Here is a 9,796-nt window from a genome sequence, read left to right as displayed (position 1 = left end):
GGCCCTAAGGCGCCGATTTTAGGTACGTCCCCAGGGAGCCTCCGCAAGGCGGCTGGGCGGTGCTTCGCGATCCCGAAGGAAAAGGCGCGAATCTCTCCCTTGACCCATATCCTGGAAAAAGTGGAGCGACTCGTGAAGCTCGGCGCAACCCGCTATCCGTGGCGCTACAAGCCCACCTGCTGACTTTATGTACCGGAAGATCCTGACGGCAATCTTCTCTGCTCTGCGTGGTCCAAAAGGGATGACCCCCGGAGGCGTTTCGCCGGGCAAAGGCTGGCTCCCTGACCGATCTCAAGAACCGCCGATTGACTTCGAGATTCGATTTCCCCTATTCTCGATGGAGAACATGAGCATATCCCCGTTTTTGGGTGCGAACCCCAGGAGCGCCAAGCGGGACCGGTTTTTTTCGTCTCATCATTTCTAACCGGCCCGTCCTTTTCGAGTGTCCCACTCTACCACACAAACGCAGCGCAGACCTGTCAGGCTGGACTACCGTAGCAAGTGCACTTACCCAACGCGCGGACGATAGCCAGGCCGAGCGCGAACCCTCAGCTTCTTACCCGGATCCTTGGCTAACTCAATGGTAATCTTCCGAAATCCCTCGTTCGGGTTTGGCGCGGGGTAGTAAGTGACGGTGTACGAGTTACCCAAATCCTCGCGGATGTTCTCGAACGCCTCCACCTGTTTCTGCCAAGTCTTAGCCCAGTAAGCCTTGCCGCCGGTTCGCGACGTGATGCGCTTGAATACGCCGCTCGAAATCGAATCCTTATTGACCTCATTCGTCGAGATCACGTAGATCGGAATTCCCTCGTCTTCCGCCACGGCGCGCACGTCATCCGGAGCGATCATGCTTCCGTTGTCCGGTCCGTTAGAGAACACGATGACTACCTTGCGGCCCGGCACTTTCGCGGCATCGCGCAGGGTCAGAAGCAAAGCGTTGTAAAGAGCCGTATCGTCGCCGGCAACCGAAGTACGCAGGCCATTGATGGCGTTGCTGCGATCGCGCGTCAGCGGCGCCGGACGCGACAGATTACGGCTGAACGTGTAAATCGCGACCGAGTCCGACTTATCCAGTCCGCGCACGAAATCCGCGATCGCGTCTTCCGCGTAGACAAAGCCACGATACATGAAGTTACTGGTATCGAATAAGACGAAGACGTTGGTGCCGCTGAATTCATCGGACCGCGCATCCAGCCCGACCTGCGTCGCGGAGGCGTCCGGTTTGGCTTGCTCTTCCGATGGCGCCATCGGCCGCAGAGAGCCATCGTCCATCACCTGCATGACCTGCGCGTTGCCTTCTTCGAACGTAGTTATCTTCTCCGGGATACCGTCTTCCAGCACTTTGAAATCACCCGGTTTCAGATTGTTGATATAGTGCCCATGACCGTCCGTAACCGTAAAAGTCAGGACCACCAGATTGATGTTCGACTTGAACACCGGCATTCTTTCCTGAGCCCAGAGGAGCAACGCCCCGACCCCGGCAGACACTCCAATAATCGCCAATACGCGAATAAGCTTACGCACCTTTTCCCCCGAATCCATAAGGTGTTTTCAAAATCTATGCTCCCGCCGGCTGCCCCGGCACCGTGCCGGCGCGAACCTCATCGCCTACGGTCCGCAGCGACTTCAACAATGCCGGCCAATCTTCCAGATGCGACGCGAAGATGCGCTCGATTACTTTTTGCGTCCATTCCGGAATGACGACGTTCAGTTCCGCAGGGGCCAGATGCTTCTGATCGGCGAGCGCGGCCCAATACAGCGTATTCGACTCCCAGCTTTCCGCCATGATGCGGCTGGAATATCCCATCAGACTCGGGAAGGTTTGCAACCGGAGGAGTTCCGGCCGGTAGGAGTTGGCCAGCGTTGGCTTAGGCGTGCCGAACGCGGATGAAATCGCGGCATCGGAAACGTCCGCCGCATGTTGCGCCGCGATGGAGCGCATCTCGCGCGAAGCCGGATCGTTTTCGAGAACCGGCGCAAGTTCCGGCGAGTTGCGCAAGGCTCCAGCGAAGTTGAACAATTCAGCCGGCGTCAGCGTTTCAATGGCGGCGTGAACGTCACCCGAACCCAGGTCCTTATGAATCGCTTCGACGCGCTGGGGCGGCACGAACACATGCAGCGTGTCAAATACGACCGCGCTGACCTGAGGACGTATCGCCGCTTCGGCCAGCAGCGTTTCACCCAGACGCATATTCAGGTTGACCCAGTGCATCTGCACGGGCGTGACGTTCCACCAGCGTGGAAGCTTGGCCGAGAGAATCATCTGCGGCGCCAGGTCGCCCCAGATCAAAGCCTGCGTCTGGGAGGGAACCATGAAGTTCTGTTCGGCTTCCGCCAGCGCATAAGGCAGGTTCGCGAGAGATCCGGTCAGGCGCCCTCCGCCGTTCGACGGCCAACCGGCGCCAAGCAGCACCGTCTCTTTCCAAGTGTTCGACGTGCCCTGCGGATCGACGAACTCGTGCGAGCGGACGAACAGCGGATTGGTGTAGAGGATCTGCGCGCCCGGCGGCGCATAGTGCGCATAGTTCAGCGCGACGAGCGTATCGCGCATATGGGGCGCGAGGGCGCCTTCGACCTCGCGGACCTTATCTTCGGGCCGAGCCTGATCGATCATCGCGCGCAGATTCATCTTGCGTTCCGTCGCTATATGTTTGTCGGTCCAATACCCAGCGCCGATGACATTCTTCTCGGCCACGGAAAGCGGCGGCTGCGGCAGCTGAATCTCAGCGATCTTGCCCGCGAGCTTCTGCACCAGCGCCATGTCGGCCTTCTGACCGGCGGCGGCTTGCTCGACGTTAGAAGCAATGGCGAGCAGACTCGTAAGGCTCACGGCCTCCTGCGCGTCGAGTACGCGCTGCATATCCTTCACCACCTGATCGCGCGGTTCCGACTCGCCGTTGTCGCTGGACCCGGCGAGCAGGGAAAGGATGCGCGCCTGCGGATCGGCGCCCGGCGGCGTGTGAGTCGCGCTCAGCAGAACCGCCACCGATTTCCGATCGGCATCGAACACGTCGCGCTCGGTCTTGATCGGCGCGAATTCAGCCAGCAGCTTCGCGAGCGAGGCATCCGCGTCGCTTGCGTGAATCGAAGCATGGCGGCAAAAGATCTGCCAGAGGCCGACGTTGGCCTGCATGCTCGCGGCGGCGTCGGCGCGAATTTGCGGATCGCGAATACGATCCAGCGCGGAAGCCGTGTCGATGAACGCCAGGATCGCCGCGTCGGACAGGGCCGGCGCTTCGGCGAAGACGCTGTACTGCGGGCCGTATTGCCTCCAGTTGCGGATGAGAACCTCGATGGTGTTGGACGCGAGCGGCGCGGCGCGGAAGCGGTCGACGTCGCTCAGGGTCATGAAGATTCGGAGCGGTTCATTTCCCACGGCTTTGTGAGCCATGCCGAAGAGCGCTTCCAGAACGTCATCGGGAGTGCCCCAGTAGGCCGCCGTTCGCGCGAGTTTCGCGTCGTACTTGACTCGCGAGCGCGGGCCGAACAAGTCCCTCCATGCGGCCACGCCGCCCGGAATATGAGCGTAGCCATTGGCGTCAATCCGCAGGCGGGTGGTCAGCAAGACCATGTCGGTGTTGGCGCGAAACACGGGGCGCGCGGGTCCGGGGCTGGTGACGTCGCCGCGCACAGCCGCATAGAAGCGCTTCATGCGGACGGGGTCGGTCAGATATTCCTGTACAGGGCCGTGAATGCGGGCCAGCGAATCGTAGAGGCTGGCCATCCATCCGTCATCTTTGGCGAGCAGTCTTTCGAAAAATTGCGGACCGTGTTCCCAGGACACGCCGACCAGATCGGACCACGCCTGAGCGGACCTCTTTCCGCCGGGAACCACGGCTTTTCCATCGCGAATTTCAAACAGGCTGCCGAAGAAATCGAGGACGCTCGCGTAGGAATGCAGACGTGCGGCAGGCACGTTCTTGTGCAGCTCTTCAGCGGTGGTGCGATTCAGCTTCGACATGCCCAGATAGAAGCGGCAGATTGTAGGGTCGCCCAGAAACGCGTCGAGGTAGTCTCCATTGCCTTTCTCCTTGGCGGAAACCCAGTAATCGGGACTGAACAGAACGGGCACGTGCGACGGGTGAAAATCGTACACAAACGGGCGATTCGTGCGCAACGCCTGCTCCAGCTGCGCGGTTGGAAAACCGGAGTCCGACGTGAGAAAAGCGCGCGCGGCGTTCACCGTTTCGAGCACGACTTCGCTGCCGCATCCACCGCGCATACGGAAGCCGATGATGCGCAGCAAGTCGGCCGTTTGCGACGAATCGCAGGTGTCGATTTTGATGATCATGGTGGGACCGGCTAGCTGTTCGAGTTCACGGGCCTGCGAGATGTAGCGGAGCAGCAGCTTCATGTACTCGGTGGGCTCGAGCGTTTCGCTGTTGCGAGAAGCCTGATACCCGTTCACAATCACGTTGCGCGATACGGCCGGCAGAATGTCTTCAGGCGCGGCATCGACCGCGATCGCCGCCATCCGGGCGAAGGAGCGGAGCGGGCCGGGGATATCGATGTAAGCGCCATCGCTGGAAGCGCCCGGGTTAGCGCCCGAGAGCCGCGCTTCAACGGGCGCGGCGCCTAACTGGCCATCTTTTCCGCCCGCGGCAGCGTACGCCGCCAGATCAGTGTGCGAGGCATTCGCATCGCCTTCAACCAAGTCCAAAAGGATCAGCCGGCGCTGAATCCGCAGGCTCTCTTGAGGATTGCCGGTCAACTTTGCCAGCAGATTGCGATACACGGTGCGCGCTTCCGGGTCGCGATAACGATCCAGAAATTCGGCATAGGCAGACAGCGCTGCGGTGTCGTCCGGCGTGCGTTGAACAGCGTCAAGCAGGATGGCGCGCGCCTGGGCCGCGTTCCCCGCCTGCTCCAGTTGCACAGCCCGGTCAACCGCTTCGTCAGCACGGGCAGGCGTTGACGATGACAGAGCGGTTACGGCTAGAACCGCCGCCGCAGTCCATAAACACTTCATGGGATTCCCCCGTTTAGCAAATCACTCTATCACGCAATTTACGCATTGGGAAATGCCGGGGGGCGAACGGCGCCCCAATCGGCCTCGAAATGGAGTAAGCTTGCTCAGGCGGTTCGCAGTTGAAATCGCCGAATTGAAGGGGAATTCGAATGATCTTAAGTGCGTTCACTCTTTTCCACGTAGCCTTGAGCCTGATCGGGATCCTTACCGGTCTGGCGGTCTTGTTCGGGCTGCTAACTGCGCAACGGTTTGACCGTTGGACGGCTGTGTTTCTAGCTTCCACGGTGATCACGGTCCTTACGGGATTCCTGTTTCCTTTCCACGGGTTCAAGCCTTCCTATGTCGTCGGCGCTCTCTCGGTGGTGTTGCTTGCTCTGGCCATCGGCGCGCGCTACCGCTTTCACCTGGAGGGAGGCTGGCGCCGAACTTATGTGCTGACCGCCCTGGCGTCTCTATACTTCAACGTGTTCGTATTGATCGCGCAGTCCTTCGAGAAGGTTCCTGCGTTGAACGCGCTGGGGGCGATGGGGACAGCGTTCAAGGTGACGCAGGTGGTTGCGCTGACTGCATTTGTGGGTCTGGGTTACTTCGCGGCCATTCGGTTCGATGCTTCGGCGGCGGGAAGCGCTCCCGCAGTGCGTAGGGCAGCCGCTTCCTAGGCGACTGCTACGGGCGAAGGTATGGCTCGGGTAGAGGAACACAGGAACTTCTTCGCCCGGATGATCACCGCAAACGCCGGGATTCCGCCGGGAAGCGCACTGGAAGCGGCGTTCGCCTCCATACCGCGCGAGCGATTCCTGCCGCCCGGACCCTGGAAGGTCTACGCGCCGCGGGCCGGTTACATCGAGACCCCCTCCGACGACCCCGCGTCCCTCTATCAGGATGTGGTCGTCTCGCTCGGGACGGATGGCCCGTTGAATAATGGCCAGCCCACCCTGCATGCGGTCTCGATTGCGGCACTCGGTATCGAGAAAGGAAACCGGATTGTACATGTCGGTGCAGGTAGCGGCTATTACACGGCACTGCTGGCTGAACTTACCGGAGAGAACGGCTCTGTAGAGGCCTACGAGGTCGAACCTTCGCTGGCGCAACAGGCTGCAAGGAATCTGGCGGAGTATCGTCAAGTCGCTGTCCATCATCGGTCCGGCAGTGAAGCTCCTTTACCTGAGTGTGACGTTATCTATGTAAGTGCCGGAGCAACCGAACCACTTAGCGTATGGCTTGATGCACTTCGCCCTAAGGGTCGTCTGCTTTTCCCACTAACGCCGGCGGAGGGCGTTGGCGCGATGCTTCTGGTGACGCGGCGGCTGGACGGCAGGTTCGATGCCCGCTTTGTCGTGCAGGCGATGTTCGTCCCGTGCGCCGGGGCGCGCGATGAAGCTACCGCGCAGAAGCTAACTGAAGCGTTTCGGGGATTCGGATGGACGCAAGTCAAATCGTTGCATCGCGGTGACCTACCCCGGGAGGACTCTTGGTTCTCGGCCCCAGGGTGGTCGCTTTCGACGCGAGCCCACGACGCGCCATAACGGACGATATACTACAACCGATGCGCCTCACCAGCAACACTGCATTTGCAGCCATCGTCGTCATGCTCATTCCCGCGGCCATCCAATCGGCGCGGGGTCAATCGGAAGGCTCCCAGGCCATCGAGGGCGGTGGTGTATTCGCGCCGGGCTGGACCGGGAAGATCGACGCGAATGAGGAAAAATCCGGCCAAACTTTGAAGAGCGCGAAGCTCACGCAGGAAGGCGCCGCGCTGCATGTCACGACGGGTCCGGCGACCGCGTATTGGAATCCCGCGAACAAAGCAACGGGTAACTATACCGTGAAAGCGACGTTCAACGAGCCGAAGTATATGAACCGCAATGACCACCCGCATCCGTACGGGATCTTTATTGCGGGCAATGATCTGGGGACTGCGCAACAAAGTTACCTGTACTGCGCCGCCTACGGGAACGGTACCTTCATCGTTCGAGGCTTTGGTCCGGATGCGTTCCAAATGAACGGGCGGCGGCCCGAGGCGAACGCGGCGGTGCATAAGGCCGCCGGACCGGGCGAACCGGTTAGTCAAGAGATCGCGATGTCGGTGAAAGGCGATCGCGTGGAGTGCTCGATTAATGGGACCGTGGTCGCTGGTTATGACAAATCAGCGCTGGTTACTGCCGGGAAGCTCAAGTCGACGGACGGGGTTTACGGCATCCGATTCTCCCATAATACGGACGCTACTGTAACGGGCTTGAGTATGACTAAGAACTAGCTTCGGCGCTCCGCTCGGTTTTGAGGACAAGCTTCTCTTGACCGGATCGTACCACTGCGGACTGCGGGTATCGGGGCTAAACACGGGCCTGCAGCCCGCGGCGGCGAAGTTCGGCGGGTCATTGAAACGGTACGGCAGGTTCTAAGTACCGCGATTGGAAGGGGTTACTCTCCGAGTTGTCCGCCGCATTCGTAGATACTAATAAACAGCTTTGAGCGACATGCTGCGTGTCACCGGCAACGGACTCTACTGTGAAGCGGGTGACTTCTACGTAGATCCCTGGTGCCCGGTCGATCGTGCCGTCATCACGCATGCGCATTCGGACCATGCGCACTGGGGCTGTAAGGCTTACTTGTGCTCCGAAGAATGCCGGGGCGTGTTGCGCGCGCGCATGGGACCGGACGCGGTCATCCAAACTGCCGCCTGGGGCGCGCCTGTGCTGTTCGACGGCGTTCACGTGTCGTTCCATCCTGCGGGCCACATCCTCGGCTCGGCGCAGGTTCGCATAGAGAGTGACGGAGAAGTCTGGGTAGTCTCAGGCGACTATAAGCTGGAACACGATAGGACCTGCCGGCCGTTTGAGCCGGTCCGGTGCCATACCTTCATCACCGAATCCACCTTCGGGTTACCGATCTACAGGTGGCGTCCGCAACCTGAGATCTTCTCTGAGTTGAACGCCTGGTGGCGAGGCAATCAGGAGAACGGCAAAGCCAGCGTCCTGTTCGCCTATGCGTTAGGCAAAGCGCAGCGTTTGTTGGCCGGCGTTGACCCTTCCATTGGTCCTATCTTCTGTCACGGCGCCGTAGAGAAACTCAATCGCGTTTACCGCGATGCCGGCATTGACTTACCCCAAACCGCTTATGCCGGCGCGGTCGAGAAAGGCTACGACTGGTCGCGGGCTCTGATCGTCGCGCCGCCGTCGGGGAATGCCAATCCCTATCTGCGCCGGTTCGGCACGGTATCCACCGGGTTCGCTTCCGGCTGGATGCGCATTCGCGGCACGCGGCGGCGCCGTTCGATCGATCATGGCTTCGTGCTATCGGACCATGCGGACTGGCCCGGCTTACTCTCGGCGATCGAAGCTACCGGCGCGCAATGCGTGATGGTGACGCATGGTTACCGAGCGCCGCTGGTGCGCTGGCTCTGTGAGCGCGGCCTGGATGCGAAGGCGCTGGAAACGCGCTTTGAAGGCGAACGCGACGAGAGCGAAGCAACTGTCGACTCGGCGGAGGCGTTCGAGTGAAGCGCTTCGCCGACTTATACGCCGCGGTGGACGAAACCACCAAGACGAACGAGAAGGTGGATGCGATCGCGGCTTATCTAAGTGCCGCGACTCCGGCGGATGCGGTGTGGGCGATCAACTTCCTGATCGGCCGTCGGCCGAAGCGGCTGATTGCGACGCGTGACTTAGTTGGCTGGGCCATCGAGGAGTCAGGTCTGCCGGATTGGATCTTCTCCGAATCTTACCACGCGGTCGGCGACTTAGCCGAGACCATTGCTTTACTTCTACCTCCGCCGACAACTTCGACCGAAGAGTCACTTACTTACTGGGTCGAAGAACGATTGCTTCCGATGCGTGGCTGGGATGATGCGCAGCGGCGGGCGTCGATGCTGGCGAGCTGGCGCGAGTTGAATGAGCGGCAGCGCTTCGTCTGGAATAAGCTGATTACCGGCGAGTTTCGCGTCGGCGTCTCGCAGAATCTGGTGGTTCGCGCCATCGCTAAGGTGAGCGGGCTCGATCCCAATGTAGTCGCTCATCGACTGATGGGCGACTGGCAGCCGACTCCCGAGTTTCACGGGCAGTTGTTCGGCGCGGATAGCAGCGATGCGGACGTGAGCCGCCCTTATCCGTTTTGTCTGGCATATCCGATTGAGGGCGACGTGGAAGCGATCGGCGATCCGGCTGAATGGCAGGTCGAATGGAAGTGGGACGGTATTCGCGCCCAACTGATCCGGCGTAACTGGCATACCTTCTTATGGTCACGCGGGGAAGAGCTCATAACAGAGCGTTTCCCTGAACTGGAGGCGCTGGGCGCGCTGCTGCCGGAAGGTACGGCAATCGATGGCGAGATTCTGGCGTGGAAGAATAACGCTCCGCTGCCTTTTGCGCAGATGCAGCGGCGGATCGGTCGCAAGGTACTTAGCGATAAGATGCTGCGCGACGTTCCGGCGGCGATTGTTGCGTACGATCTACTCGAGTCCGGCGGAGTCGATGTGCGGGAACTGCCGCTGGAAGAACGGCGCCGGCAGCTTACAGGGATCGTAGCCGGCATTGCCGGTTCCGGGCATGCGGTTCTGTCTCCCGTTGTCCCGGCCGAGTCGTGGGAACAGTTGAAGGAACTGCGGCGCAGCTCGCGCGAGCGTGGGGTTGAAGGTTTCATGTTGAAGCGGTTCGGTTCTCCTTATCGCGTCGGGCGGCGCCGCGGCGATTGGTGGAAGTGGAAGATAGAGCCGTACTCTGTCGACGCGGTTCTACTCTACGCGCAACCGGGAAACGGGAAGCGCGCGTCTCTATTCACGGACTATACATTCGCCGTCTGGGATAACGGAGAGCTGGTCCCGTTCGCCAA

The 9,796-nt window shown here is 60.5% G+C and carries 8 protein-coding genes; 6 read left to right on the top strand and 2 right to left on the bottom strand.

The genetic code is table 11. From position 1 onward, the window contains the following. Positions 1-183: hypothetical protein (locus tag H1Y01_RS19580; protein WP_219341585.1), on the top strand; the 183-nt coding region annotated here is incomplete at its 5' end. A 324-nt stretch (positions 184-507) separates the two neighbouring features. Here H1Y01_RS19580 and H1Y01_RS15265 read toward each other — a convergent pair. Both H1Y01_RS15265 and H1Y01_RS15260 read right to left on the bottom strand, forming a co-directional pair. Beyond that, on the bottom strand, positions 508-1,524 hold the full coding sequence (locus H1Y01_RS15265) for a VWA domain-containing protein (RefSeq protein ID WP_219341584.1): 1,017 nt from the start codon (positions 1,522-1,524) through the stop codon (positions 508-510). A 34-nt stretch (positions 1,525-1,558) separates the two neighbouring features. Then, complete coding sequence (locus H1Y01_RS15260; protein ID WP_219341583.1) at positions 1,559-4,969, bottom strand: tetratricopeptide repeat protein; 3,411 nt, start codon at positions 4,967-4,969, stop codon at positions 1,559-1,561. Between the two features lie 149 nt (positions 4,970-5,118). On the opposite strand from H1Y01_RS15260, the gene H1Y01_RS15255 reads away from it, so the two are divergent. From H1Y01_RS15255 to H1Y01_RS15235, 5 genes are all read left to right on the top strand, one after another. Beyond that, complete coding sequence (locus H1Y01_RS15255; RefSeq protein WP_180541371.1) at positions 5,119-5,628, top strand: hypothetical protein; 510 nt, start codon at positions 5,119-5,121, stop codon at positions 5,626-5,628. A gap of 60 nt (positions 5,629-5,688) precedes the next feature. Further along, the gene (locus H1Y01_RS15250; RefSeq protein ID WP_219341582.1) at positions 5,689-6,495 is read left to right on the top strand and encodes a protein-L-isoaspartate O-methyltransferase family protein; all 807 of its coding nucleotides are present in this window, start codon (positions 5,689-5,691) and stop codon (positions 6,493-6,495) included. A 20-nt stretch (positions 6,496-6,515) separates the two neighbouring features. Beyond that, positions 6,516-7,226, top strand: coding sequence for a hypothetical protein (locus H1Y01_RS15245; RefSeq protein WP_180541369.1), 711 nt, complete (start codon positions 6,516-6,518; stop codon positions 7,224-7,226). 220 nt (positions 7,227-7,446) lie between these two features. Beyond that, the gene (locus H1Y01_RS15240; RefSeq protein ID WP_180541373.1) at positions 7,447-8,469 is read left to right on the top strand and encodes a ligase-associated DNA damage response exonuclease; all 1,023 of its coding nucleotides are present in this window, start codon (positions 7,447-7,449) and stop codon (positions 8,467-8,469) included. Beyond that, on the top strand, positions 8,466-9,796 hold a 1,331-nt coding region (locus tag H1Y01_RS15235; RefSeq protein WP_180541368.1), incomplete at its 3' end, for an ATP-dependent DNA ligase. The genes H1Y01_RS15240 and H1Y01_RS15235, both read left to right, overlap by 4 nt.

The organism is Nevskia soli (assembly GCF_903970205.1).
Lineage (GTDB): Bacteria > Acidobacteriota > Terriglobia > Bryobacterales > Bryobacteraceae > Bog-113.
Note: the sequence above shows the minus strand (reverse complement) of the source record. Positions and strands in the feature narration are given on the sequence as shown.

Excerpts from the sequence above, each read along its gene's own strand:
- H1Y01_RS15260 (WP_219341583.1), bottom strand. The coding sequence starts at position 4,969 with ATGAAGTGTTTATGGACTGCGGCGGCGGTTCTAGCCGTAACCGCTCTG.
- H1Y01_RS15255 (WP_180541371.1), top strand. The coding sequence starts at position 5,119 with ATGATCTTAAGTGCGTTCACTCTTTTCCACGTAGCCTTGAGCCTGATC.
- H1Y01_RS15250 (WP_219341582.1), top strand. The coding sequence starts at position 5,689 with ATGATCACCGCAAACGCCGGGATTCCGCCGGGAAGCGCACTGGAAGCG.
- H1Y01_RS15245 (WP_180541369.1), top strand. The coding sequence starts at position 6,516 with ATGCGCCTCACCAGCAACACTGCATTTGCAGCCATCGTCGTCATGCTC.
- H1Y01_RS15240 (WP_180541373.1), top strand. The coding sequence starts at position 7,447 with ATGCTGCGTGTCACCGGCAACGGACTCTACTGTGAAGCGGGTGACTTC.